The organism is Chromobacterium paludis, from assembly GCF_008275125.1.
Classification (GTDB): Bacteria; Pseudomonadota; Gammaproteobacteria; order Burkholderiales; family Chromobacteriaceae; genus Chromobacterium; species Chromobacterium paludis.
Map to the genome: position 1 here is coordinate 966,789 of NZ_CP043473.1, position 26,489 is coordinate 993,277.

Annotated in this window: 19 protein-coding genes and 3 pseudogenes; 9 read left to right on the top strand and 13 right to left on the bottom strand. The window is 60.2% G+C overall.

The genetic code is table 11. The annotated features are described in order from the left end of the window. Positions 1 to 233 precede the first annotated feature (233 nt). The 13 genes and pseudogenes from FYK34_RS04400 to tssJ form a co-directional block, all read right to left on the bottom strand. A pseudogene (locus FYK34_RS04400) lies at positions 234 to 1,197 on the bottom strand (IS5 family transposase). Between the two features lie 136 nt (positions 1,198 to 1,333). Beyond that, positions 1,334 to 2,020: a hypothetical protein gene (locus FYK34_RS04405; RefSeq protein WP_149295238.1), complete on the bottom strand. Its 687-nt coding sequence runs from the start codon at positions 2,018 to 2,020 to the stop codon at positions 1,334 to 1,336. 235 nt (positions 2,021 to 2,255) lie between these two features. Next, positions 2,256 to 2,663 carry a hypothetical protein gene (locus FYK34_RS04410; protein ID WP_149295239.1) on the bottom strand — a complete coding sequence of 136 codons (408 nt, stop codon included), beginning with the start codon at positions 2,661 to 2,663 and terminating at the stop codon, positions 2,256 to 2,258. A 161-nt stretch (positions 2,664 to 2,824) separates the two neighbouring features. Then, entirely contained in the window at positions 2,825 to 3,901 is a 1,077-nt protein-coding gene (locus tag FYK34_RS04415) for an ISAs1 family transposase (protein WP_149294873.1), read from the bottom strand. A gap of 62 nt (positions 3,902 to 3,963) precedes the next feature. Then, a pseudogene (locus tag FYK34_RS04420) lies at positions 3,964 to 4,824 on the bottom strand (IS5 family transposase); the annotation flags it as partial. 96 nt (positions 4,825 to 4,920) lie between these two features. Next, the gene (locus FYK34_RS04425) at positions 4,921 to 5,481 is read right to left on the bottom strand and encodes an ankyrin repeat domain-containing protein (protein ID WP_149295241.1); all 561 of its coding nucleotides are present in this window, start codon (positions 5,479 to 5,481) and stop codon (positions 4,921 to 4,923) included. 229 nt (positions 5,482 to 5,710) lie between these two features. Next, positions 5,711 to 7,237 (bottom strand): hypothetical protein, encoded by a 1,527-nt coding sequence (locus FYK34_RS04430; RefSeq protein WP_149295242.1) that lies wholly within the window; start codon positions 7,235 to 7,237, stop codon positions 5,711 to 5,713. After that, the gene (locus tag FYK34_RS04435; protein WP_149295243.1) at positions 7,222 to 8,472 is read right to left on the bottom strand and encodes a hypothetical protein; all 1,251 of its coding nucleotides are present in this window, start codon (positions 8,470 to 8,472) and stop codon (positions 7,222 to 7,224) included. The genes FYK34_RS04430 and FYK34_RS04435 overlap by 16 nt, the downstream gene beginning before the upstream one ends. Beyond that, positions 8,472 to 11,337: pseudogene (locus FYK34_RS20815) on the bottom strand (type VI secretion system Vgr family protein). The gene FYK34_RS04435 and the pseudogene FYK34_RS20815 overlap by 1 nt, the downstream one beginning before the upstream one ends. Before the next feature lie 19 nt (positions 11,338 to 11,356). Beyond that, the gene (gene tssE, locus FYK34_RS04450) at positions 11,357 to 11,833 is read right to left on the bottom strand and encodes a type VI secretion system baseplate subunit TssE (RefSeq protein ID WP_149295244.1); all 477 of its coding nucleotides are present in this window, start codon (positions 11,831 to 11,833) and stop codon (positions 11,357 to 11,359) included. Then, positions 11,830 to 12,531 carry a type IVB secretion system protein IcmH/DotU gene (icmH, locus tag FYK34_RS04455; protein WP_149295245.1) on the bottom strand — a complete coding sequence of 234 codons (702 nt, stop codon included), beginning with the start codon at positions 12,529 to 12,531 and terminating at the stop codon, positions 11,830 to 11,832. The genes tssE and icmH overlap by 4 nt, the downstream gene beginning before the upstream one ends. A 6-nt stretch (positions 12,532 to 12,537) precedes the next feature. Further along, positions 12,538 to 13,884 carry a type VI secretion system baseplate subunit TssK gene (gene tssK / locus FYK34_RS04460; protein ID WP_149295246.1) on the bottom strand — a complete coding sequence of 449 codons (1,347 nt, stop codon included), beginning with the start codon at positions 13,882 to 13,884 and terminating at the stop codon, positions 12,538 to 12,540. 45 nt (positions 13,885 to 13,929) lie between these two features. Continuing rightward, on the bottom strand, positions 13,930 to 14,463 hold the full coding sequence (gene tssJ / locus FYK34_RS04465) for a type VI secretion system lipoprotein TssJ (RefSeq protein WP_149295247.1): 534 nt from the start codon (positions 14,461 to 14,463) through the stop codon (positions 13,930 to 13,932). A 57-nt stretch (positions 14,464 to 14,520) separates the two neighbouring features. Between tssJ and FYK34_RS20820 the strand changes: the two genes are divergently transcribed. From FYK34_RS20820 to FYK34_RS04505, 9 genes are all read left to right on the top strand, one after another. Then, a complete protein-coding gene (locus tag FYK34_RS20820; protein WP_231137370.1) occupies positions 14,521 to 15,495 on the top strand; it encodes a M15 family metallopeptidase in 975 nt (324 codons plus the stop codon). Positions 15,496 to 15,529: 34 nt separating this feature from the next. Next, on the top strand, positions 15,530 to 15,991 hold the full coding sequence (locus tag FYK34_RS20825) for a hypothetical protein (RefSeq protein WP_231137371.1): 462 nt from the start codon (positions 15,530 to 15,532) through the stop codon (positions 15,989 to 15,991). Then, the gene (locus FYK34_RS04475; RefSeq protein WP_231137372.1) at positions 15,901 to 19,308 is read left to right on the top strand and encodes a type VI secretion system membrane subunit TssM; all 3,408 of its coding nucleotides are present in this window, start codon (positions 15,901 to 15,903) and stop codon (positions 19,306 to 19,308) included. Before FYK34_RS20825 ends, FYK34_RS04475 begins: the two co-directional genes overlap by 91 nt. A gap of 14 nt (positions 19,309 to 19,322) precedes the next feature. After that, positions 19,323 to 20,339 (top strand): type VI secretion system-associated protein TagF, encoded by a 1,017-nt coding sequence (gene tagF / locus FYK34_RS04480; RefSeq protein ID WP_149295248.1) that lies wholly within the window; start codon positions 19,323 to 19,325, stop codon positions 20,337 to 20,339. 38 nt (positions 20,340 to 20,377) lie between these two features. Then, positions 20,378 to 20,893, top strand: a complete 516-nt coding sequence (gene tssB, locus FYK34_RS04485; RefSeq protein WP_149295249.1) for a type VI secretion system contractile sheath small subunit — start codon at positions 20,378 to 20,380, stop codon at positions 20,891 to 20,893. Further along, complete coding sequence (tssC, locus tag FYK34_RS04490; RefSeq protein WP_149295250.1) at positions 20,890 to 22,368, top strand: type VI secretion system contractile sheath large subunit; 1,479 nt, start codon at positions 20,890 to 20,892, stop codon at positions 22,366 to 22,368. Before tssB ends, tssC begins: the two co-directional genes overlap by 4 nt. A gap of 61 nt (positions 22,369 to 22,429) precedes the next feature. Next, on the top strand, positions 22,430 to 22,927 hold the full coding sequence (locus FYK34_RS04495; RefSeq protein WP_149295251.1) for an Hcp family type VI secretion system effector: 498 nt from the start codon (positions 22,430 to 22,432) through the stop codon (positions 22,925 to 22,927). Between the two features lie 77 nt (positions 22,928 to 23,004). Next, positions 23,005 to 23,448, top strand: coding sequence for an OmpA family protein (locus tag FYK34_RS04500; RefSeq protein WP_168209644.1), 444 nt, complete (start codon positions 23,005 to 23,007; stop codon positions 23,446 to 23,448). A gap of 113 nt (positions 23,449 to 23,561) precedes the next feature. Then, the gene (locus FYK34_RS04505; RefSeq protein WP_149295253.1) at positions 23,562 to 26,456 is read left to right on the top strand and encodes a type VI secretion system Vgr family protein; all 2,895 of its coding nucleotides are present in this window, start codon (positions 23,562 to 23,564) and stop codon (positions 26,454 to 26,456) included. Positions 26,457 to 26,489 lie beyond the last annotated feature (33 nt).

Here is a 26,489-nt window from a genome sequence, read left to right on the forward strand (position 1 = left end):
TGATGGCGAGGATTCATCTACCCCTTTGCGGCCGCCCCTGGCGGCTTTTTTTATTGCCCCGCCAGCGGTTGCGCGACATGAGCATGCCATCGCGCGTGAGATGCATCGCGCAAGCAGGCTACGCAGAGCCAGCAGAAGCTGTGGACGTCTATTGAGGCGTGGCGAAAGGCGGAGTTGGCCACACTGGGCGCCATTGCATAAATCTTGAACATGGCCCCCTTCCCAAAATGGATTTAGGCCACCGCCACCGTGCATGGACGGCCCAGCATGCTGAAGCGGTTCAAGATGGCAGCACGTACCTGCAGCTCTGCCACTTGGCCATCGAAACACCGGGCTGTCACCCTCTCTCCCAGCCGTTTAAAGCAATACATTTTGGTTTCCACCAAGCTGCGGCGATGGTAGCTGCTCCAGCGTTTCCAGATCGCCCGGCCGAGTCGCTTGGTCGCCCGCAGAGTCTCATTCCGAGCCAGCACACCCAGAGAATTTCCTTTCCACGGCCTCGCATTCTTGCGGGTTGGGATGCACCCGATCGCGCCCCGTGCGGCAATCACCTCGTGACATGCCTTGGTATCGAAAGCCCCTTCGCCGCTCACGGAGGCTATCGGCTCATCGGCCGGAATTTGCGTTAATAACGAAGGCAACATTTGCGCATCGCCCTGGCGGTTATCTGTCACCTCGATGGCGCGGATTTGTAGGGTTTCCGCATCGATGCCCAGATGCACTTTGCGCCATTGCCGACGATATTCCGCGCCGTGCTTCTTGGTTATCGCTGAACGAATCTAAAGATTCGCACGCAGCCCACTCGCCTTCGCCCAGCGTCTTGATGCCTGTGCTATCCACCAGCAGGTGCAGCGCGCCTGAGCTTTTCTGGTAGGGAATCTTGACCTGCAGCGTCTGCTGCCGCCTGGATAGCGTGCTGTAGTCGGGGACGCCCCAGTCCAGACCCGCCAACTTGATCAGGCTTTGCATGAAACCGATGGTTTGCCGCAACTCCAGTCCAAACAGGTTTTTGATGGTCAGGTAGAATGGAATGGCGGCATCGCTATAGGTCTACGTCCGTCCGCGTTTGCCTTGAGGAGCCGCCTGCCATGACATGCTCGTGTCCAGCCGGACGGACAGCGAGCCGCGTTGGATCAGGGCTTGGTTGTAGGCTTTCCTGTTGGTGGTTCGGTAGCGTTTTGGTGCGGGCTTGGTCATGCCACTATCTTACCAAGCCGCAGGACAGGCGGATTTGTGCAACAGCGCCTTTCTTCCTGCAAAGCTGGTGGATCGCCCCTTCGGGGCATCCACTCTACGAGCTTCGCGATATCCGGGGAACGCGGTACGGGCCTTTCTAAATAAAAATACAAAATAGGAAAAGACCACCCAATCCTAAAATAGAAAAAACATACAACACAATTTTATGAAAATACAATCCAAGCACACCGAGACGTGGCAATTTTAACTTAAAAGCGCCCCTAACAACGAAATCAAACCCATATTTAAAAAACAAAGCATAGACAATCACAAATGAAAGAAATGAAACCACAGGCTGCCATTCAAAACCCTTTAATATATGAAGGTAATCCACAAGAATTATATCTGGAATTAGCACGTAAGCAGGAAAGCCAAGCCGCCACTGACTAGTTTTTCTTTCCAACATCCACGCAGGAAAATAAAACCAAATACTTACTCCAACACCCAAGACCCTCATCAGCATATAGCCATCATTCGCAAATAACCCCATGCTGATTATAAAAATTAATTTTAACGTATAGAAATACCAAAAACACCTCAACCACCAAAAATGCTGCCTGGCAAAATCTTCTATAAAATTAGTAAAAAATATACCAAGGAAAACTGAAGAAATAAGGAAAAACAATAACAAATAACCCTGAAATACTAGATAGTCGAATCCTTTGAAATGAGGGCGTGTCACAGCGCAACAAATAATCCCCAAAAGAAATGAAGCTGAAAATAAAAACACACAACTCAAAATATATAAAACAACCTTTATATTTACACCTTTAGCATAAACCATGAGCAATAATCCTTGCGAAGCCGGCAGGTAGATTCAGCTAAACCAAACCTCTTGAAATGACAAACAATTATACACTATCACCTTTGCCTGTGGGTGACCCTGTGCGCAACCGCCGCAGGGCAATGACAAAGCGCCTCTTGCTGGAGGCGCTTGTTTGGTTCTGCGATGATATGGGCGGCTGTCATTGCGCTTTCATCCTGCAAAGCTGGTGGATCGCCCCTTCGGGGTATCCACCCTACGAGCTTTGTGACACCAGGGGTACGTGGTCGATCTCGAGTATATCTGGGGGCGAATCTGATAGGACACTGACACAGTGATTTTGCCCGGCCACAAAATACTCTGGCAAATTCGGATTTGTTTCGCGGCAAAGAAATCCTTCTCGTTGGAACTCCTGATCTTTCCATCCACCCGACAGGATCCTGAAGATTCGGCCATTTTGGCTAGAGCAAACCGGCCAGAACTCAAGTAAGTCACCCTCATCAAGAACCCTTAGCCCAATCGCACCATCAAAATGAATGCGCCAGCGATTTCTAGATGAACCCGACTGAACGACAACATCCACGCCGCTACAGGTAAAAGTGGTGGAAAGAACCTCTATGTCATGTGGCAAAACAGGAATCGTTTCAAGTCGTTCTGCGAACATGAATCTATACCTAATCTAGTAATTAATCACTCGGATATCGAGTTCCAATCTATAGCCTTACCTGTCTTTCAGTCAACAAGCGGTGGATCACCCCTGTGGGGCATCCACCCTACGAGCTTCGCGATATCCGGGGTACGCGGCAGGGCAATCGCACCTTCACGTCATAAAGGCGACATGCCCAGCAACTCAGCCAAGGCCTCATCATCCCAGCCGGCACGCTTGCGTCGCACCCGCATGCTTTTCTTGGCCTGATACGGCGAACTACGCAGCAGGTTGAGCGCGAATTTCAGCAGCAGCGCAAAATTCTGCGGTCCATGATCTTCGCGCAATGGGCAGTTATCTTCCCGAAAAATCACATCCAGACACCAATGCAGGCCGTTTTCGATCGCCCAATGACGGCGCACCGCCTGCGCCAGCTCTTCCGCGCTCAACGCGCGCGACGACAAATAATAGCGCTGCTCCAGCGCCGATTGTCCGCGACCATCCAGCCGCACCGAATCCACGCGACCCACTGTTTGGCAGCCGGGCCAGGCCTGAGCGTCGACAATGCCGTCCGCCCGGGCTGTCACCACATGTTGCAACACCGTGCGGCCATGCCCTTTTTGCGCGCTGGCCACTCGCTCGGTGGGATGGTCATGCAGCGCGCACGCTACGGCCTGACGTAGCTTGGGCTGGTTCTCCTTCACCGCCAGCAAATAGTCCGCTTTACGCGCCACGATGGTCTTGGCAACCTCTTTCTGGCAGCCCATCGCATCCAGGCTGACCAGACAGCCCTCCACATCCAGTGCGGCCAGCAACGCCGGAATCGCAGTGATTTCATTGCTTTTGTCGGCGACTTTCTCCTGCCCCAGCGCCAAGCCCAGTTCGGTGGCGAAGGCGCTGACCATGTGCACCGGGCTGTGCGCGCCGCGAGCGGTGCCGCGCAGGCATTTGCCATCGATGGCGATCTGCTGGAACGAGCCCAGCAGTCCTTGCGTCCAGCTGCGGAAGGCGTTCTCGAACTGCTTGGGATCCAGCAGTCGGAACACGCGGTTGACGGTATCGTGAGAAGGAATGCCATTCTTCAACGGCAGGAAGCGCCGCAGCCAAGCTTCCTTAACCTCAGCCCACTCGACCGCCTCCACAAAGCTCTCCGCCCCCGCGAAGATGGCGCACACGGCAATCACCAGAATTTCGTCCAGCGGATGGGCGATGTAGCGCCCGGTCCTCGGCTCGGGCACCTCGGCCAAATGTTCCATCAACGTTCCCATCCCGCACCGGTAAAACCTGGGAGTTCACCTCAAGTCTGGGTGGGTTGGCAAGTCTGTTTGCTTATGACAATAAGGTGCGATTGCCCTGGGTACGCGGTGCTGCCGTTCACGAAAGCCGGCGTGTCATAGCCCTTGTCCGCGCCGACGGTGCTGCCTTTCTTGGCATTGCGCAGCAACAGGTTCAGCGCTTCGATGTTTTCGGCGTGGCCATTGACCTCGGACACCGAGACGTCCACCACCAGACCGTTGCGGTTCTCGGTCAGGATATGGGCCATATGGCACAAGCGGCTGGCGTCGCCGGCGCTCTTGCGGGCCAGTCGCGCTTCCGGATCGGTTCGCGATTGATGCGTCTGGTTGCTTCGCTTCTCGCCCCGGAAATCGACGTCCGGGTTGCGCCCTGCGGGTGGGGACGTGTCGTCATCCTTGTGAACAAAGCTTTTGTGCGAAGCCCAGGCATCGATCAGCGTGCCGTCGACGCTGAAATGTTCGTCGCTGGTGAGCTTGCCCCACTCGGCCAGGCTGCGTACGCGAATGAAGAAGGCGCGGGCGACGTCTTCGGTAAACAAGCGGTCGCGATTTTGCGAGAAGGTCGAGTGATCCCATACGCGGGGATCGGCGGAAAGGCCGACGAACCAGCGAAACAGCAGGTTGTAGTCCAGTTGCTCGACCAGCAGCCGCTCGGAGCGGATGGTGTAGAGCACTTGCAGCAGGGAGGCGCGCAGCAGATGTTCGGGCGGAGTCGAAGGCCGCCCGACTCGGGAATACAAGCTATCGAAGATGTCATTCATCGAGCCGAGCACCAGGTCGACCATCTGGCGGATCTTGCGCAGCGGGTGATTGGCCGGGATGCGATCTTCCAGCTGCACATAGCTGAACAGGTTCGTCTGACTGTCGTTGCGGACGCCTCTCATCGGGTGCTTTCGCGGCTCGTTGGATGTTGATAATTATACCAAATGAATGGCTGTTGGTTTTTCAACGGCCTGCTAGTCTTTCATGGGTATTTATTTTTAATTATGTTTATTTATTTGCAAAGCATTATACATGCGCTGCTGTTGAGCTAGTGGCAGTTTTTTTACATAATCTACAGGCTTTTGACCATATTTGTCTTGCTCGTCTAGAGATGCTCCATGATTAACTAAGAAAGATGTTATGGTAGGTGTTGATTTTAAAATGGAAAACATGAGCATTGTTATTTCAGAGGTGCGTGTGTATGCGTTTGTGTTCGCGCCATGTGCAATTAAGAGCTTTGCTATGTCGATGTCTTTAATGTTTATCGCGTAGTAAAGGGGAGTTTTCCCATCGTAACCATCATAATTTACGTCGCCTCCAGCATTAATTATGGCAGAACTGGCATCTTTGTTTCTTGCCTCTATGGCATATACTAGTGGAGTTTTAGATAGATTGTCTAACTCTTGATTAATGTCGCACTTTTCGTTTTTTATGTAATTTGCTACAGATTGTGCTGTCCCATTTTTTAGTAACGTTTTCCATTCGGATGGACTGCACGCGGAAATAGCATTTTGGATGTTGAAAATCATAAATGCCATTAGAATAATTCTGAATTTCATTCTGAAAAACTCCTAAAGTACTTTATCCATGTATCGTAAGGTCTGCTATTCTGAACTGGAAAATATGTCCAAGGGGTGTATCTAAGTTTTGCATATTCAGATGCAGTTCGAGCAGTGTATAAATATCCCTTCTTCATTTCATTTGAATCTTCTTTGCTTATTTTTACGCCGTTTTTTCCAACAGCATTTTCCTCGGCGGATTCTGGGTCGTAATTTATTGGAAATGAGACTATTTTATTTTTTCCTTCATCAAATTTTTTCGATATATTTTTGCAGACTTTTCAATAGATTCGGCAATGCCCATTGATGAAGGTGCACCGCCTGGCCCTACTCCCATTAATTTATTGTAACCGCCCCTTTTGGCCCAGCCTTGTTCTTGTTTCATTGTTGCTAGTAGAACCTTTGGGTTCAGCTTGTAGTTTTGCGCTGCCTTGAAAACGAGCACATCAGCTTTGTAGCTTTCAACTAACACTGGATTATTGGCTGTAATAATCTTAGTGATTTGATCCTGACTCAGTGCATTACAATCCTCGAACTCTTCATCCGGGATTGGCATTTCCAAAGGGTTTCTATCCTTTGGTACTTCAACTTTGGATACGGGTTTGCGCTTTTTGTTATGGTGTTTATGTGTCTTAGATTGAGTATGGTCAATATCTGGTTCGTGATGATCTGAATCCGGCCGTGACATGCCATCGCACAATATTTTTGGGCTTATCACGCATAGGTATTTGTGAAACACGCTCTCTTCTGCCTGCACAGATGGTAGCTTCTTGGCATCACCTACCGGCCCCTTCACCTTTACGCTGATCTTGTTCTTGGGATCGTGGCCATATAGCGCACCGGTGTCGCCATCTTGGTCGGTTTTCCCGGTGATGGTCTGGTCGCCGTGACGGATTTCATACCAGACATCGATCATCGGTTGAAGAATGCGATCAAGAAATTTAACCTGGATTTTGGTCTCGTCTGCGATCTGGTGACCATCCAGCAGCGCGTAGACCACGGCGCGTTTTCCATCAGTTGCCGGTTTTGCGACTAACTCGTTATTGACGGTACCGGCCAAGCTGTAATCTTGCTCCAAGATTTTCAACAGTCGAATGTAGTTATCCAGGCCCTTTACCGTTTGGCAGCCTTCGCTCCAATTGCTGGTGCGGTTGTTCGGGCCTTCGCCACCGTAGTGAATGTTGTGCTCGTAGGTTGTTGATGGAGCGTTGGGCTGGTCCGGGCTGAATTCATATGTCGGAGCCTTGGAGCTGCCAGTGTTTTGGGCACGGAAGGCTAGTCCCTTGACTATCCTTAGTGCTCGGTAGTTGTGGCGCTGGGCGAAATGGTGTGTCCTCTGCATTTCTGCGAGGCTGGCATGGTCGTGGTAGGACGATATCTTGTGATTGCCTAGCCGGTACTGATACAGGCCATTGATCAGCACCCGGCCTGCCAGCTGGCCGTTCTGTTTACTATAGGGTTCAGTGTTGAATTCGAACTCGGCGACTTTTTTCTGCCCAGACTCATCCTTATAGACGACGAACAGCGTGTCGTCGAAGACCTTGTTGCTGTCTTTGACTACCTTGCCGTGGTCGAAGCCGCGCGCGCCTATCAGATTGACTCGACTATTGGCGGTCTCGAATGCAAAGCCGTCGACATTGTTCTTGCCGTTGGCGGCGGCATGATGTTCGAACAGCCGATGCAGGATATCGTACTTTTGTTCTTCGCTGTATTTGCCGAAGTCGAAGTCCTTGTACTTTTCTACTTGGTTGCCCATTGCGCCTCCTGATGGCCGGCTGGGCCGTAGATGCTCAGCTGGTAGCCGTCCTTGTAGGGTGTGAACTGCGGGCGGGCGTAGGCGAAGAAGAAGTAGGGGCTGGCTTGGGGCTGAAGATAGGCTTTGTCGAAGCCGTCAGTCCGATTGGCGAGAAACGCTTGGGTCAGCGCCAGACCAGACAGCGCCTGCAACTGACCTCCGGCATTCTTGCCGAGAATCAGCTCATTGTTCGCCACGTCGGCCGCTGACAGACGTAGCCGTCTGTTGTTTCCAGTGCCGCTGGCTTGCGCATCGCGTAGTGCGATTGCGAATGGAACCTGGTATTGCCGGCTTGCCGGGTCCTTTCGGCTCAGGATGACATCGTCGACGCCCTGGTCGGCCTGACCTTGCTGCAATTTCGCGGCCTGGCTGGTACAGGCGTGATTGCTTAGCAGGGGCCAGGGGTTTTCCTCGGTGTAAACCAAGCAGTGCGAGGCTCCCACTAGCTGCTTGGAGGCCTTGTCCAGATTGCGCGTGATGAAGCGGGCCAGTCGGAATTCGGCGCTGCTCTGGTCTGCTTGTCGGTCTAGCAGCCGGAGCTTGCTGACGGCGACATCCGTAAATTTCGCTCCCGGCTCGATGGCGGAAATCTTCAGCTCTAGTTTGGCGATTTGGGCACCGCCAGCATTGACCAGCAGCAGGCGTTCTGCCGAGTTCAGCGCATTGTCCGATTTGCCAGTGATCTTGTCGTCGGACTGATTGCTGAAGGCCACCGTTTTCAGCTCCCGCTGCAACTGCGGCAGCGAATATTCGCGCGCATGGTAGCTGAGGGCGAAGCGGCGCGTTTCGAACGGCTTGTCCTCATGCGACCGGTACAGGCTGATGGTGACACTCTTCGGCGAAGCGTTCTGGAACTGGGTAGCCGCCGATTTGGCGTAGCCCGGCGTCAGCGCGACGGCGAACAGCGAGCTCGGCTTCATCAGCGTCAGTGTCAGTGTTGCCGGATTGGCGATCTGTTCAGAGTCGCGGGATATCGGCTCTCCGTGGAAAACCCAGGCCTTGGCCGGGCTGGGGTCGAACAGGTTCTTCGCCGAATATTGCACCGGCGTCGAGCCTGCCAGCGTCTGGCTGGCATGAAGCTGCAGCATGTTCCAGCCCAGGTTGACCGAAACGTCTTCCGCCTGGTTGGCAGCGTCGGCGGGGGGAGTAGACAGCGCCAGCGTAGCGATGGCGATAAAAGCATAGCGATGGTTCATTACAGGATTTCCCATTCACCGGACCCGATCAGAGTCTTGATGTTGTTGACGCCGGGCAGATGGAGGCGGTCGGTCATGCCGCTGCTGTTCAGCGTGCCGGACGCGATTTTCTTGCCGGTATCGGCGGAGTAGTAGACGTATTTTTTGCCGCTGAACTCGGGATGCGCCTCAGTTAGCAACTGGGCATCGATCTGCTCGGTGCAGACGATCTTTTTGTACTGCGGTTGTGACCAATCCATGCAGGCTGGGCCATCGAGTGTATGGCTGGCGCCCTTTACCGTTACTTTGCCGGGGGCATGGACCTCGATATTGCCGCCCTTGATGCGAATGTAGGCGCCGCCGGCGGTCAGCAAGATTTCGTCGCCGGCGTGGACGATAATCTTGTCCTTGCATGAGGTGATGGTGACATCCTTATCCGCCGTCAGCTCCATCGCGTCGCTCTGCGCCTGCACCTGCACTTTGCCCTTGGCGGCGATCAGCTTCAGCGCCACCTTGTCTTTCACCCCGGCCACGAACAGGCTGATGTGCTGGCCCACGTTGTGCAGCCAGCGCCGGCCCGTGGTGTGGTTGGCGTCGCGCTGGGCGACCAGGTTGAGGTTGGTCCCTGCAGAGACGGTTTGGCTTTGTTCGGTCAGGGAGGCGATGCCGGCCGGGCCGGACAGGATCAGCAGCGGCTGTTGGCCGGCTTGTTCTTTCGCGGTTTTGCCGTCTTTGTCGGTGTTGCTGCCGGCTTCCCAGGCTTTGAGCGCGTCGACGTGGTGCTGCAGGTGCCCATCTGGCTTTTTGCCGGTTTTGGCGTTGTCCGGGCCGATTTCGTCGGGGCCGGTTTCCATGGTGTCGGCGAGCTGCCCGCTGGCGGTTTCGGCCAGCGCTTGGCTGAGCGACAGCGCCGCGTCGAGTTGGGATTGGGCGTGTTCGCGCGCCAGCTGTTTGCCGCCGGCGCCGTTCTGCGCTTCGGTGGACAGCAGCAGGCCGTGGGCGGCGCGGATGGCGCCGTGCTGGTCGGTGCGCAGCTCGAAACCATCGCCGCGCGGCTGGGCTTTGCCGTGGCTGCGCGGATGGGTGAGGAAGCCCTGATTCAGCTGGGTCTTGCCGGATTCGCTGGATAGTTTGGCGCGCACTTCGCCGGGGGTGTCGTCGAACAGCAGCTCGTTGTAGCCGCCGCCCTGGTGTTCTTTCGATTTGATGCCGGACAGCGTTTTGTTGGCGGGCAGCGCGCCGGCGCCGCTGAAGTCCGGCGTCGGGTGGCTGCCGTTGTACAGCACGCCAGTGATCACGGGGCGGTCAATGTCGCCTTCGATGAAGTCGACCAGCACTTCCTGGCCGATGCGCGGGATGAACTGGTGGCCGAAGCCGGCGCCGGCGCTGGGCATGGCCACGCGCAGCCAGCAGCTGGATTTGTCGTCGAGGTTGGCGCCGAACTGGGCATGTTCCTGCGGCCGTTGCCAGTGGAACTGCACCTTGATGCGGCCTTGGGCGTCGGTGTAGATCTCGTCGGCGGCTTGGTCCGTCGGTTCGGCCGGGCCGACCACGGTGGCGGTTTGCACGCCGAGCGAGGTGGGTTTGGCCTGCGCGGTGTGGGCGTAGGCCGGGGTTAGCGGGATGCCGCGGCGCTGGGCCTGGATGCGGGTGGTGAAGGGGCTCTCGCTCGCGGCGAGACGCCCCCTCTCCCCCTGCCCCTCTCCCGCGAGGGGAGAGGGGAGGAAACGACCCTTGCCAGCGCCGTTCTCTTGCAAAGCGGCGTCGGTGGCGAGCCCTGCCGCCAGCAGGCCCGGCGCGGCCAGGCTCAGTTGCTGGGCCAGGTCGGCCGGCAGGTTGTTGCGGGCGTGAAGGGTTTGGCCGGTGACGACGAATTCGCGGTCTTGCGCGCTGTCGGTTTCGTGCGCCGGGTGGTCGTCCAGGCGGAACCACTGGCCGGCGGTCAGGCCGCGCAGGGTGCCGCCGCCTTCAAATTGTTTGGCTTGCAGGTCGTAAGCCTGCTGCCGCAGCTGGGCGTAGCGGGAGAGCGGTTCGGCGCCGCCGGCGTAATACAGGCCTTGCGGGTCGTAGTCCTGCAGGGTGGATTGCAGCGCGGCGCCATCCTGGCCTTGCTCGATGCGGCTTTGATCGCCCACCTGCTGGGTGGACACCGGCTGGTAGTCGAAAGTGGCCAGCGCCACCTGGCCGGGCACGATCTGGCGCGCGGCCTGCCAGTCGGTCAGGCCGTCTTCTTCCTCGGTGGCGTCGGCGCGGTGGAAACGCGCGCGCTCGATCTGGGCCGGCGGCAGGCTGTAGACGTCGTCGAACACCACCAGCTTGACCTGGGGCGCGTCGCCGTCCACATGCTCGAAGCGCCAGGCGTAACCCTCTTCGTGCATCAGTCGCACGATGAAGTCGTAGTCGCTCTCGCGGTATTGCAGGCAGTAGCTGCGCGCATCGGCCTGGCCCACTTGCAGCGCCAGCGCCTGGCCGCGGGCGAAGGCGGGGTTGGCTTGCTGATGCTCGGTCAGGATCTGCTCGATGATCTGCGGAACGGTCAGGTCCTGGAACACGCGCGAAGTGCGGCGGTGGCGCAGCAGGGCGAACGGCGGTTCGATGGTCAGCGCGTACTTGGCGAAGCCGCCGTCCGCGCCTTCCAGCTTGGCCTGGCTGACCACGCCGCAGCGGATGGACTCGCCGCCCTGGGCGTCCTCGATGCCGATGCGGGCCGGCAGGCCAAGCAGGGTCTTCAGCTCGATGGCGCCGTCCGGCGACAGGCAGCGGACGGTGAAGCGATACGGCCGGGACACCCCTTCCTCGCCGTCCAATGCCAGCGGCGGCAGCTGTTCGGCGGCGGTCCTGGGTGAAGGCGGAGGCGAAGCTGGCAAGGAGGGTGCTGAGGTCCATGATGTTTTGAGCGGGCGGTTTAGCCCTGTACTTTGTAAACGTTGGAGGAAAGCTGCAGCGTGGCGTCGAATGTCACCGGCGGTTTGTGCGGATGCACCTTGAGCACCGCGTCCACGCGGAAGCGCAGGTGGCGTTCCATCTCGCGCGGCGCGTCCAGGCTGACGCGCACGCGCGACAGTCGGGGCTCGTGCAGCTCGATGGAGCGGCGCAGCTGTTCGCGCAGCAGCTCCCGGTCGTCCGGATTGAGCAGGCTGATGCCGGACAGGTCCGGGATGCCGTAGCTGAGCAGGCTGTCGCGGACGTGGGGGAAGGGGTCCAGCGCGTCCAGTGGCATCAACCGGGTATTGAGCAGGGCTTCCAAATCGCGCGCCAGCGCCCGTTTGAACTGGGCCAGTTCAAACAGGCTGATGGATTCGATGTGGCTCTGATCCGGCTCGTCGTCCAGCAGCCGGTCCAGCACCGATGGCAGGATCTGCGCGTGGCGATTGCCGCTCATAGCCCGAACACGGCGGCCGCCTGGCGGCCCAGCATCCAGCGGAAGGCGACGAAGATGCCGGCGCCGGCCACGGCCAGCAGCGCGAAATACAGCCACAGCGGCAGCTCGTGCCGCACATAGGCCTGGAAGCGTTGCGGCAGCTGCCAGTGCGGGGCGAAGTCAGCCTTGCCGCCGCGCACTTGCTGGATTTCCTGGCCCAGCTTGTGCACCAGATAGCCCAGCTTCTCCTGGCCCTCCAACAGGTATTTGCCCTGGAAGCCCAGCAGCAGGCAGGTATAGAACACTTCCAGCGCTTCCACGTGGGCGGCAGGATTGTCGCGCAGCTGTTCCAGGCGATTGAAGAAGCCTTCGCCGGCCAGGTGCTCGCCGAACAGGCGCAGCTGCAGCGGCATGCGTTCCCATTCGTCGCGCAAGGCGAAGTCCGAAGACAGGATGATTTCGTCCATCAGCGCGCAAAACGCATACTTGGCGTGGCCGATGGCACTGGCGTCCTTGCCGAAGTTGCGCGCGTTGCGCTCGAACTGGCTCAGGAAATGGTCCACGCGGCGGTTGAACTCCACCGCGCTGCTGGGCGCGTTGCCTTCCTTCAGCAGGAACAGCAGATAAATGCCGTCCTCCAGCATTTCTCGCAGATTGGGAGCGGAGGGCGCGGCGACGTCGATGACGCGTTCCGCGGTTTGGGTCAGGGTTGTGTTCATGGTGTGTTAGCGGAAGACCGCGATCAGTTCTATTGAAATATTGGCCAGGGTTTGCGGCACGTAGATGCAGACGCTGCGCGATTGCAGCATGCGGCTGTAGATCTCGCTGTGCGGCTCAAAGGCGAAATAGTGATTGCCCACGCGAACCGGAATGGCGGACGGGGTTTGGGCGGTGTAGTCCAGGCTGACGCCGCGCATGGCGGAGTTAAGGATGCGTTCCACATCGTCCGGGGCGCCGATTTTCAGCTTGAGCGGCACGCTCTCGATGATCTGGGCGGCCGGCAGATCGCTTTGCACCGATAGGTAGAAGTCCACGTTTTCCAGCAGGCGGTCGCTTTCCAGGCGGCCGATGTGGAAGGATGGGCGCGGCGAGTGCAGCGGGATCACCTTGTAGCGCGCGGAGACCACGGTTTCCAGCAGCTCGCGGATTTGCAGGTCCAGCGGCGGGAACACCTCGTGCAGCTTGTCATGGCGATAGGCCGGGATGTCGGACAGCGTGTAGAGCGTGGTGAAGGTTTGCAGCTCGCCGCAGAACTCCGCCAGCGCCATGTACAGCTCTTCCGGGTGCAGGGGCTGACACTGCGACAGGTGGCGCAGGCGCGCGAAATTGCGGTTTACCGTGTGCAGCAGCCAAAACGAGCTGATGTCGGCGGAGCCGAACTCCATCACGCTCTTGGCGCGCTCGCGGTGCGCGCCGGCCAGGGCCTGGCTCTTCACCAGCAGGATATCCAGCAGGCGGCGCAGCATCTGCATCATTTCGGCCGAGCCTTCAATCGCCAGCAGGGGAGGCAGGTAGTCCTTGGCCACGGTCCATTGTCCGGTGGCGTCCTTTTCCAGCTGGCACAGCGCGATGGCGTCGTAGCCGTCGCGGTTTTCTTCTTCCAGCATCAGCTTCACGTCCAGTTGCAGCGTGGACAGGTCCGCCGGTAGCGCCTGGGTGTACAGGTCTGCCGTCTCGGCGTGATCGCTGTGGAAGCGGGTGGGGCGGGCGCCGGCTTCGCCATTGCGGGTATTGCCGCCATAAGGCTGCAACTGGGCCAGGCAGGCGTAGAGCGTGGTGCGGATGCCCAGCTGCGGCAGCGTGGACAGGTCGCGGCTCAGCGGCAGCGGGCCATTGCTGGGAGCCTGATACAGGGTGCCGTCACGAAACAGCAGGGCCAGTTCGTCAGCCCGGATCTGTCCGCCTTTGAGCGCGGCCTCGTCCAGGGTCAGGCGATGCACCCCCCAGGCATGGCGATGGGTCAGCTGCAGCAGGCTGGATTGCGTCTGCTCCTGAAACAGGGCTTGTTGCTGGAAATGCTGAGGGCGAAGAAACATGCCCTCGCCCCATAAAATTCTATTTGCATGAAGCATTGCGAAATAAACCTTAGCGTGCGATTTTTAATAATGCCATTGTGATTATTGACCGGTGCCGGGGCATTCTATTTTGCCGCTGTTCGGTTGATCCGGCAGGGCGATGGATTCAGGTTTTATGGCCTTTAAATAGCACTCGCCAACTTTGAATTTAAGGTCTTTGCTGCGCACTCTTCCCGCGTCATAAAGCAAGCGCCAGAAATGAGAATTGGGCTGGCGAAAGAAGGCGATCACGCCAACATAATTGGCATTCTCCAGAATGGTTAAATCCAACTCTTTTTTGTCACCTGGCAAAAAGGTCAGGTCCTGACTCGATAAAACATCAGACCCCAGCATGTCTTGAATTGGTTTGCCACTGGCCAAAAGGTCAGGTGTCAGCAGTTTGAAGGCCTGGTCGCTTTTGAGTTGGTACACCTGAACCTGTACGGACAAGGGTTTGCCTTGCCTGTCCAGGTTCAGCCTCGGGCTTGCCTCGCTTGCCAGGGTGATATTCTTCGGGCCGGCGCAGCCATTGAGCAATGCTAATGCCGCGGCCAATGGAAGAAGAATGAATTTGTGCCAGAAGGTGTTGTGATTCATACAATCTGAGCCAGGAAAGTAGGGGTTGGAAATAAGAATGTCAGATGCAAATTAATCATGGCCTCGCCATATTGCCCGTTTGGCATTTTAATATGGGGGCTTGACTTCTTCGCAAAACAAATCAAGCATATCGCGTTATTCGGATTCACATCAATCTTTCGTATAAATTTTTCCATGATGGTTTTGGCGCCGCTTGCGGTGGTTTGCGTCGTACTGCTTTTGCTGTGGCTGGGTTGGCGGTTTTTCCTTGGCGGAGCAAGGCTTCGCGTAGAGCAGTCGTCGATTGCAAATCCCCTGAATATGACCTGCGAGCCGGTGGAAATAAACCCGGCGCATCCCCCTATTTTTCGTCGTCTCAAGGGGGGGTATGACTTGCTTGCGGAGTGGTGGGGCAGGGCGATGCCATGGCTGCTGCCGCTGTTGTCGTTGGGATTGGTCAGCTTGGTTGTTGTAATTACGCTGCACTTTGCCGGGTATCACCAAGATTCACAGCTGCAACCGCAAAGTTATGCAAACGGCAATCAGATACGGCAGGCGCTGACTGAGGAAAAGCTGGTCCCGCCGCCGCCGGTGGCCGCCGAGGTGTTCCGCGACGCAGTGGCGGAGAGGCCCCAGTTGGCGTTGGATAAGGCCGACCGGGACTGGGGCCATATGGATCAGGCCTTTGTGCAGGACGTGCTCCGCGTGATGGAGCGCATGAAGACGCGTGGATTCCCGATGGTGTTGCTGGAGGGTTACCGCAGCGCCGATCGGCAAAACCACCTGGCGGGCGGCAGCGTCAAGGTGACGCAGGCCAAGGGCGGCGAGAGCAAGCACCAGTATGGCCTGGCCGCCGACCTGGCGCCGGTGCGCAACGGCAAGGTGGTGATTTCCGAGCGCGATGAGTGGGCGATGCAGGCCTACACGGCGCTGGGCGAGGAAGCCAAGGCCCAAGGTTTGGGCTGGGGCGGCGATTTCAGTTTCCGCGATTACGGCCACATCGAGCGGGCCGGTTCGCTGCGCGCGCTGTTGGCGCGGCGCGCCAAGCAATGAATTGTTTTAAAAGTTCCTAGGGGAAGGTGATTTGGTGTCTAACAAGGGTTGGCTACGCAATGCCAAAATTGCTTCGGCGATCGGGTTTCTGATCCTGATCGCGCTGATCTGGTGGGTAGGGCCATGGCTGGGCTTGCAGTCGCTGGAGTCGCGCCTGGGCTGGATCGTGGCGGTCATGATGGTCTGGGTCGTCGCTTTGCTGATCGGCCAGGCGTTGGCCAAGCGCGCAGGCGGCATGCTGGAAGGCATGCTGCGCCGCCAGGCGGATGATGCGGTGATCAACGCCAGCGCCGACAAGCGCGCGGAAGTGACGCTGTTGCGCCAGCGTTTGCTGGGCGCCATCGACACGCTGAAAAAATCCAATATCGGCAACGCCCGCGGCAGCGCGGCGTTGTACGAGCTGCCGTGGTACATGATCATCGGCCACCCGGCGGCCGGCAAGAGCTCGGCCACCCGGCGGCCGGCAAGAGCTCGGCCATCCTGCAGTCCGGCCTGAGCTTCCCGTTCAGCGACAAGAGCGGCATCCAGGGCATAGGCGGCACCCGCAACTGCGACTGGTTCTTCTCCACCGAGGGCGTGCTGCTGGACACCGCCGGCCGCTACGCCACGGAGAGCGAGGACCGCGGCGAATGGCTGGCCTTCCTCAAGCTGCTTAAGAAATACCGCGCCAAGGCGCCGGTCAACGGCATCATGGTGGCCATCAGCCTGCCGGAATTGGCGCAGCACAATAGCGAGGGCTTCGTGTTGTACGCCCGCCAGGTGCGCGAGCGCATCCACGAGGTGTGCAACACCTTCGGCCTGATGGTGCCGATTTACCTGGTATTCACCAAGCTGGACCTGCTGGGCGGCTTCTCCCAGTTTTTCGCCGAAGCGGGCGAGGAGGAGCGTTCCCGCGTCTGGGGCGCCACGCTGTCCGCCGACCAGGGCACCGGTTTTGACGCCGCCGCCGTGGTGTCCAAGCAGTTCGAGCAGCTGTACCGCGGCTTGGTGCAGATGGGCGAAGAAAAGCTGGTGGGCGCGCGCGGCGACGCGGTGAAGTCCGCGCACTTCGCCTTCCCGATCGAATTCCATGGTTTGCAGGAGGCGGTGGTCAAGTTCGTTCGCATCCTGTTTGAAGAAGACCCGTACCATTCCCGTCCGCTGCTGCGCGGCTTCTATTTCACCAGCGCCTTGCAGGAAGGCGTGCCGCGCATCGTGACCGCCGGCCGCGTGCAGGGCCAGTTCGACCTGTCCTCGTCCAGCCTGGACAAGAACCAGACGCCGGCTTCCTACAGCTACTTCCTGCGCGGCCTGTTCCGCGAGGTGCTGTTCCCGGACCAACATCTGATCTTCCAGCAAACCAAGCCCGGCGGCAGCCGCCTGCGCCTGGCGGGCATGGTGGCCGGCGTGCTGAGTCTGGCCGTCGTGGCCGGGCTGTGGACCTGGTCCTATATCGGCAACCAGCGGATGATCGCCCAAGTCAGCGCGGAGCGCGTCCAGTCACAGAAACTGGCGGCTTCGGGCCAGCTGTATGATCGGCTGAACAGCCTGCTGATCCTGCAGCGCCGGATCGAGCAGTTGCAATCGTACCGGCGCAACGGCGCGCCGTGGCAGGTCGGCCTGGGCCTGTACCAGGGCGAGGCGCTGGAGCGCAATCTGCGCAAGGCTTATTTTGCCGGCGTGAAGGACGTGATGCTGCAGCCGGTGCAGAAGAACCTGGAAACCACGTTGGCGGCTTTGAAGCCCGGCGCGGTGCAGCCGGCGAAAGTCATCGAGGCGCCCAAGCCCGAGGCCAAGCCGGAGCCGAAGCCGGTCAAGCCCAAGGCCAAGCGCCATGGCCTGCCCAATATCCAGCTGGGCTGGCTGGAGCTGCCGCAGCGCGCCACGGCGGGCAAACTGGACCCGTCCGCGCCGGCCCTTGCCGGCGACGAGCAGAAACAGCCGCAACTGGATGTGGCCTACAACGCGCTGAAAACCTATCTGATGCTGCACGATCCCAAGCGCATGGAAGAGGCGCATCTGGCCGACCAGCTGCCGCGCTACTGGCGCCCGTGGCTGGAGAGCCAGCGCGGCGAATATCCGGTGAGCGAAGTGATGGGTCTGGCCGAGCAGGTGCTGGCCTTCTACATCAGCCAGATCAAGGAAGCGGACCTGCCGCTGATCGACAACGATCCCAAGGTGGTGACGGACGCGCGCGAAGTGCTGCGCGGCTCGTTCAAGCAGCTGTCCGCGCAGGAACGCGTGTTCAACGAGATCAAGGCGCGCGCCAATACCCGCTTCGCGCCGCTGACCGTGGCTCGCATCCTGGACAACCGCGACATGGACATCATGGCCAGCAGCCAGATGGTGGAAGGCGCTTACACCCGCGAGGCGTGGAACAGCTATGTGCGCGCCGCCATCGACGATGCCAGCAAGGGCACGATACGCAGCGACGACTGGGTGCTGGCGTCCAGCACCCAGGATGACCTGGGCAAGGACGGCAACGTGGAGAAAAACCGCGCCGCGCTGGAGGCGCTGTACCGCGCCCAGTACATCGCCGCCTGGCACAAGTTCCTGGCCGGCGTGGTAGTGCGCGACATCACCAATCCGGCGCAGTCCGCCTCGGCCATGACGCGTTTGTCCGACAAGCAGAACTCGCCGATCAAGCTGATCCTGGCGCGCGCGGCGCAGGAAACGTCCTGGGACAACCCGTCCGAGCTGAACCGTTCGCTGGAAACCGCCAAGCGCTCCGTGCTGGAGAAAACCACGGAATTCTTCAAGAGCGGCGACAGCCAGCCGGAGGCCAAGGTTGAAAAGCAATATGGCGTAGTGGGCGCGCACTTTGCCGGCGTGGCCGCGCTGGTGAAGGGCGACAACGCGCCGATCAACGGCTACCTGGACCAACTGGGCAAGCTGAAGATGAAGATGGCGGCCATCGCCACCACCGATCAACCGGGGCCGCAGGCGCGCGCCGCGCTGCAGGCCACGCTGAACGGTTCCGGCTCGGAGCTCGGCGATACCCAATCCTATGTCGACAACACCCTGCTGGCCGGCGCCGGCGCCGACACCATCGAGATGGTGCGTCCCATGCTGGTGCGTCCGCTGACCCAGTCCTACGGCGCGCTGCTGGGACCGGTGGCGCAGGACATCAACCAGGCCTGGGCCAACGAGGTGCTGCCGCAATGGAAGCAGCTGGCCGGCAAGTATCCGTTCAGCGACTCCAGCACCAGCGCCTCCGTCGCGGAAATCAACCGCTTCGTCAAGGCCAACGACGGCACGCTGGACAAGTTCATCAACAAATACCTGACCGGCCTGGTGCAGAAGCAGGGCGACAACCTGGTGCCGCGCGCCTGGGGCAGCCAGGGCGTCCGCTTCAATCCTGAATTCCTGAACAGCGTCAGCCGGCTGAGCGCGCTGGCCAGCAGCCAGCTGCAGGACGGCGAGAACAGCCGCTTCGAGTTGCAGCCGACGCCGACGCCCGGCCTGTCGGAGATCGTGCTGAGCATAGACGGCCAGGAATTGCGCTACCGCAACGGCCCGCAGCCGTGGCAGCCGTTCAACTGGCCGGGCAATGCCGGCGACGGCGGCGCGCGCATCCAGGTGGTGAACTACGCCGGCGCGAGCACCGTGGTGGGCAACCAGCACGGCCGCATGGGCCTGATGCGCCTGCTGGCCAGCGCCAAGGTCAATCAGGACGGCGCGGAGGGAACGGCCCAACTGGTCTGGACCCTGCCCAAGGGCAGCGGCGCCGAGGGCCAGACCGTGCGTTTCAATTTCCGCATGCTGGGCGGCGTGAACCCGCTGCAGTTGAATCGGCTTTACAAACTGACGTTGCCTGAACGCGTGACGTTGTAATGGAGAAGAAGGTCATGGCGTTCAATTTCAAGCGCGCGCAGGAGGTGCCTCCGCAATTCTGCATCTTCGGCAAGCTGCCCCGGCGCGCGGACTTTGTCCGCGTCAACGCCACCCACCCGGCGGCGATGCAGCTGGACCAGCTCTTGGCGCAAAGCCTACAGCGGCTGGAGGCGGGCGAGGAGGCCACGCGGCGCTATCTGGCGATGCCGCCCACCTCGTTTGTGCTGAAAACGCGCGACCAGCAATGGCTGTCGCTGGGCGTGATCCAGCCCAGCCGCGACGAGGGCGGCCGCAACTACCCCTTGGTGGCGGCCTCGCTGGTGGCGCTGGACCCGGCCCTGCCGCCGACGGCCATTCTGCTGCTGGCCAATGAGTTGTTCTTCACCGGGCTGAAAGACCAGCTGGCCAGCGCCATCGACAACTCGGTGGAGATGCTCGCCTGCAAACAGTTTTTGGAAGAGCAGCTGCGCTTTGGCGCCTCGTCCGTCGCGGACATCGAACTGGCGCAGCAACTGCTGGAAAAGCATCTGGCGGTGACGCCGGCCTCCAGCCTGGCGCATAGCCTGGCTGCCGGCGGCCGCGGCGACCTGGAAACGGTGCTGCTGGCCTTTGTGTTCCATCACCGGCTGCTGAAGAAATTCCGCGACAGCCTGCCGGTGCAAGCCTACTTCCTGCCGCTGCCGGCGGTGGAGGGGGAAAACGTGCTGGCCGCCGTCACCTGGCTGGCGCTGTATCACGCCGCGACCGACGGCAACGGCGAGCTGGAGCAATGCCTGATCCTGCGCCGTCCGGAAGGCCATGTGCTGGCGCTGCTGCCGGCCGGGCTGAACGAGCCGATCGCGGCGCAATGCTGGGGCGCGGCGCTCGACCCCAAGCACGTGGTGGACGTGGACGACGCCAAGGCGCCGTGGCGCAGTCATCAAGCTTACGCGGAGGCAGCCTATGTCTTGGGCCGCCAGCTGAACGATCCCGGCCTGTCGCTGGCGCAGTTGCGCGGCGTGCTGGCCAGTTTGTCGCGCAACATCGCGTAGTCGTTTTGAACTTTTTTTGAACATTCTAGAGATGAGCCATGGGTAAAGAGAGCACTCAGAAAAAACTGTCGAGGGTCCGCCCGCCGCGCGTGCAGATCACCTATGACGTGGAGATCGGCGACGCGATCGAAACCAAGGAACTGCCCTTCGTGCTGGGCGTGCTGGGCGACTATTCCGGCCACAGCAAGGAACCGCTGCCGAAGATGAAGGAGCGCAAGTTCGTCCAGATCGACCGCGACAACTTCGACGAAGTGCTGAAGGGCATGGCCCCGCGCCTGGCGATGAAGGTGGACAACGCGCTGAAGGACGACGGCAGCCAGCTGGGCGTGGAACTGGAGTTCCAGAGCCTGTCCGACTTCGAACCGCAAAACGTGGTGCGCCAGATCGAGCCGCTGAATCAGCTGCTGGAGGCGCGCACCCGCCTGGCCGACCTGCGCAACAAGCTGTCCGGCAACGACAAGCTGGAAGAGCTGCTCGACGAAGTGGTGCGCGACACCGAGAAGCTGCGCCAGATCGGCCAGCAAGCCGGCAAGCAGGAAGGAGGCGAACAGTGAGCGCGGAACTGCAACAACAGGCCGCTCCGGCCGCCGCCGATGCCTCCAGCCTGCTCGACAACATCATCGAGCAGAGCCGCATTGCCTCCAATGAGAGCGAAAAGAGCCACACCCGCGACTTGATCGGCGAACTGGTGGACCAGGTATTGCAAGGCAGCGTCACCGTCTCGCGCGACCTGTCGGCCAGCATAGACGCGCGCATCGCCGAGATCGACCAGCTGATCTCCGACCAGCTGAACAATGTGATGCACCATGCCGACTTCCAGAAACTGGAAGCGTCCTGGCGCGGCCTGAACTATCTGGTGATGCAGTCTGAGACCGGCACCCAGCTGAAGATCAAGGTGCTGAACGCGTCCAAGAAGGACCTGGTCAAGGACTTCAAGTCCGCCGCCGAGTTCGACCAGAGCGCGCTGTTCAAGAAAATCTACGAAGAAGAATACGGCACTTTCGGCGGCGCGCCTTATGGCGCCCTGGTGGGCGACTACGAATTCACCCGCCATCCGGAAGACTTCTACCTGATGGAAGAGCTGTCGCACGTGGCCGCTTCCGCCCATGCGCCGCTGATCTCATCGGCCGCGCCGGGCCTGTTTGGCCTGGAAACCTTCGCCGATATCGGCAAGCCGCGCGACCTGAGCAAGATTTTTGACACCGTCGAGTATGCCAAGTGGAAATCTTTCCGCGAATCGGAAGACTCTCGGTATGTCGGCCTGGTGCTGCCGCACGTCCTGGGCCGCCTGCCGTACGGCCGCGACAACGTGCCGGTGGAGGCGTTTGACTTCGAGGAAAACGTCGACGGCAGCAACCACGACAAATATCTGTGGACCAACGCGGCTTACGCCTTCGCCGCGCGTCTGACCGACGCCTTCGCCCAGTATGGCTGGCTGGCCGCCATCCGCGGCGTGGAGGGCGGCGGCCTGGTGGAAGGCCTGCCGGCTCACACCTTCAAGACCGACGACGGCGAAGTGGCGCTGAAGTGTCCGACCGAAGTCGCCATTACCGACCGCACGGAAAAGCTGCTGTCCGATCTGGGCTTTATCTCGCTGGTGCACTGCAAGAACACCGACTACGCGGCCTTCTTCGGCGGCCAGTCTGCGCAAAAGGCCAAGACCTACAACACGGACTCGGCCAACGCCAACGCGCGTCTGTCCACGCAGCTGCCTTACATCTTCGCCGTGTCCCGCATCGCGCATTACATGAAATCCATCATGCGCGACAAGATCGGCAGCTTCGCCTCGCGCCAGAACGTGCAGGACTACCTGAACACTTGGCTGTCGCAGTACGTGCTGCTGGACGACTCCGCCAGCCAGGAGGCCAAGGCGAAATACCCGTTGCGCGAAGCGCGCGTGGACGTGGTGGAAGTGCCGGGCAAGCCCGGCGTCTATCGCGCCGCCGCCTTCCTGCGTCCGCACTTCCAGCTGGATGAGCTGACCATTTCTCTGCGTCTGGTGGCCGAGTTGCCGCAACCGGCCGGCTAACGCATTGCTCGCTAGGGGGGAAGCCTCCCCCATTTTTGAACCTTGTTAAGGAGAAGTACTAATGGCTTTTGATGCATTCCTGAAGATTGATGGCATTCCGGGCGAAAGCGGTGACGACAAGCACAAAGACTGGATCGAAATCCAGTCCTTCAACCACAAGCTGGAGCAGCCGGCCCAGGTTTCCGCCAGCACCGCTGGTGGCGCCACCGCCGAGCGCGTGAACCACAGCATGTTTGAAATCACCCACTTCCTGGACAAAGCCAGCCCGAAGATCTACGAAGCTTGCTGCACGGGTAAGCACATCAAGGAAATCACCATCGAGCTGTGCCGTTCCGGCGGCGACAAGCTGAAGTACATGGAAGTGAAGATGGAGCAAGTTCTGGTTTCCAAGGTTGAGCCGCAAGGTTCCGCCAACGACACCGGCTTCCCGTCTGAAAAAGTGAGCTTCAGCTACGGCAAGATCAAGTGGACCTACACCCAGCAGAAGCGTGCCGACGGCCAAGGCGGCGGCAACGTCAGCGCGGGTTGGGACCTCACCGCCAACAAGACCATCGCCTAATTCCAACCATGGAATGACGACCCGCCCGCCTTCGGGCGGGTTTTATGCCTTTTTTTAGTCAAGTGGGAAAATCTGTCATGAAACGTTTGTTGACCGCCGTGCTTGTTTCCGCGCTCTGCGCCGCCTGCGCTACGCCCAAGAAAACGGAGCCAGCCGCAAGCCAGGCTGCCAAAGCCACCCAGGCCGCTGCCAATGATCCCAAAGTGCTGATCGCCAAGCAGGCCGCCGCCAACTACGCCGCCGACGCAACCCTGATTCCGTTCGACAAGATGAGCGCCAAGCTCAGCCCGGTGGGCGAGGCCCAGCTGGATCTGCTGGTGCCCAAGCTGAAAACCGCCAAATCCATCCTGGTGCGCGGCCATTGCTACCGCCGCGACATCGGCAACGCCAAAGCCGCCGCTCAAACCCGCGCCGTCGCCGTGCGCGAATATCTGGTGGAAGCCGGCGTGCCCTCCAGCCGCATCGTGATGCGCTACGACACTGAGCGCTCGCTGCATGCCGTGCGCCTGGTTGTCCGCTAATAATCGCAATATGTCAGTCTGCCGTCCGCAGACTCTTTGCCGCAAGGGCGGCAAGGAGAGCGGGCGGCGAATACGGCTCTCGTCACGTATCTTGATGGATTTGCCCTAAAGCCATGGACCTCAGCACCCTCCTTGCCAGCTTCGCCTCCGCCTTCACCCAGGACCGCCGCCAGCTCACGCTGTCGCTCGGCGCCGGCAGCATCGCCGCCGAACAGCTGCTGCCGCTGGCATTGGACGGCGAGGAAGGGGTGTCCCGGCCGTATCGCTTCACCGTCCGCTGCCTGTCGCCGGACGGCGCCATCGAACTGAAGACCCTGCTTGGCCTGCCGGCCCGCATCGGCATCGAGGACGCCCAGGGCGGCGAGTCCATCCGCTGCGGCGTGGTCAGCCAGGCCAAGCTGGAAGGCGCGGACGGCGGCTTCGCCAAGTACGCGCTGACCATCGAACCGCCGTTCGCCCTGCTGCGCCACCGCCGCACTTCGCGCGTATTCCAGGACCTGACCGTCCCGCAGATCATCGAGCAGATCCTGACCGAGCATCAGCAGGCCAACCCCGCCTTCGCCCGCGGCCAGGCGCTGGCGCTGCAAGTGGGCCAGGCCGATGCGCGCAGCTACTGCCTGCAATACCGCGAGAGCGACTACGACTTCATCGTGCGACTGATGCACGAAGAGGGTTACGCCTGGCGCTTCGAGCATGTGGACGGCGACGCGCCCCAGGTCAAGCTGGTGGTGTTCGACGACGTCTACAGCCTGCCGCCGGCCCAGATCGAGCGCGCGCGTTTCCACCGCGCCGACGCCACCGAGGAAGAAGACGGCCTGACCGACTGGCAGGCCGCGCGCCAGATCGTGCCCGGCCAGGTGGCGCTGGCCACTTTCGACTACCAGCCGGTGTCCACCCAGCAGGTGGGCGATCAAAGCCGCATCGAGCAAGGCCAGGATGGCGCCGCGCTGCAATCCACCCTGCAGGACTACGACCCGCAAGGCCTGTATTACGCCGGCGGCGCCGAACCGCTCTCCCGCTACGCCCAGCTGCGGCAGCAGGCTTACGACCTGCAAGCCAAACAATTTGAAGGCGGCGGCACCCTGCGCGGCCTGACCGCCGGCCAGTGGTTCCGCCTGGACGACCACCCGGCGCACGAAACCGACAGCGCGCAAGACCGCGAATTCGTCGTCACCGGCCAAACCCTTCACGCCCGCAACAACCTGCCGGCCGACCTGGCCCAGCAACTGAGCCTGGCCGCGCCGGGCCTGCTGGCGGCAGGGCTCGCCACCGACGCCGCTTTGCAAGAGAACGGCGCTGGCAAGGGTCGTTTCCTCCCCTCTCCCCTCGCGGGAGAGGGGCAGGGGGAGAGGGGGCGTCTCGCCGCGAGCGAGAGCCCCTTCACCACCCGCATCCAGGCCCAGCGCCGCGGCATCCCGCTAACCCCGGCCTACGCCCACACCGCGCAGGCCAAACCCACCTCGCTCGGCGTGCAAACCGCCACCGTGGTCGGCCCGGCCGAACCGACGGACCAAGCCGCCGACGAGATCTACACCGACGCCCAAGGCCGCATCAAGGTGCAGTTCCACTGGCAACGGCCGCAGGAACATGCCCAGTTCGGCGCCAACCTCGACGACAAATCCAGCTGCTGGCTGCGCGTGGCCATGCCCAGCGCCGGCGCCGGCTTCGGCCACCAGTTCATCCCGCGCATCGGCCAGGAAGTGCTGGTCGACTTCATCGAAGGCGACATTGACCGCCCCGTGATCACTGGCGTGCTGTACAACGGCAGCCACCCGACGCCGGACTTCAGCGGCGCCGGCGCGCTGCCCGCCAACAAAACGCTGTCCGGCATCAAATCGAAAGAACACCAGGGCGGCGGCTACAACGAGCTGCTGTTCGACGACACCCCCGGCGAAGTGCGCGCCAAACTATCCAGCGAATCCGGCAAGACCCAGCTGAATCAGGGCTTCCTCACCCATCCGCGCAGCCACGGCAAAGCCCAGCCGCGCGGCGATGGTTTCGAGCTGCGCACCGACCAGCACGGCGCCATCCGCGCCGCCCACGGCCTGCTGCTGTCCACCGAAGCGCAGAACGGCGCCGGCGGCAAACAGCTGGCGCGCGAACACGCCCAATCCCAACTCGACGCGGCGCTGTCGCTCAGCCAAGCGCTGGCCGAAACCGCCAGCGGGCAGCTCGCCGACACCATGGAAACCGGCCCCGACGAAATCGGCCCGGACAACGCCAAAACCGGCAAAAAGCCAGATGGGCACCTGCAGCACCACGTCGACGCGCTCAAAGCCTGGGAAGCCGGCAGCAACACCGACAAAGACGGCAAAACCGCGAAAGAACAAGCCGGCCAACAGCCGCTGCTGATCCTGTCCGGCCCGGCCGGCATCGCCTCCCTGACCGAACAAAGCCAAACCGTCTCCGCCGGGACCAACCTGAACCTGGTCGCCCAGCGCGACGCCAACCACACCACGGGACGACGCTGGATTCACAACGTGGGCCAGCACATCAGCCTGTTCGTGGCCGGGGTGAAAGACAAGGTGGCGCTGAAGTTGATCGCCGCCAAGGGCAAAGTGCAGGTGCAGGCGCAGAGCGATGCGATGGAGCTGACGGCGGATAAGGATGTGACCATTACCTCGGTCAAACAGAAAATCCAGTTCAACGGCAAACAGGAAATCCTGCTGACCAGCGGCGGCGCTTATGTGCGCATCAAGGGCGGCAAGATCGAGTTGCACGCGCCGGGCACCGTCAGCTTCAAGGGGGCGAGCCATGATTGGAGCGGCGGAACGAGTTTGGGTCAGATGTTTAATTCGATGCCCGATGCCAAGTTTGATAATAAATACCAAATTCTTGATGAGCATACGGGCCAGCCATTGATAAATCAGAAATACAAAATAATTCGTCAGTCAGGAGAGGCGGAACTGGGCATCACGGATAGCAATGGTTTTACTCATGTTGTCAAAAATCCTGATGTGGCGGAGAAATTGCAACTGCACTTGGTCATGTCAAAAAAGAAGAGTTAAAGGCGAGATGCCTGGCATCAGCAAGCCATGAGA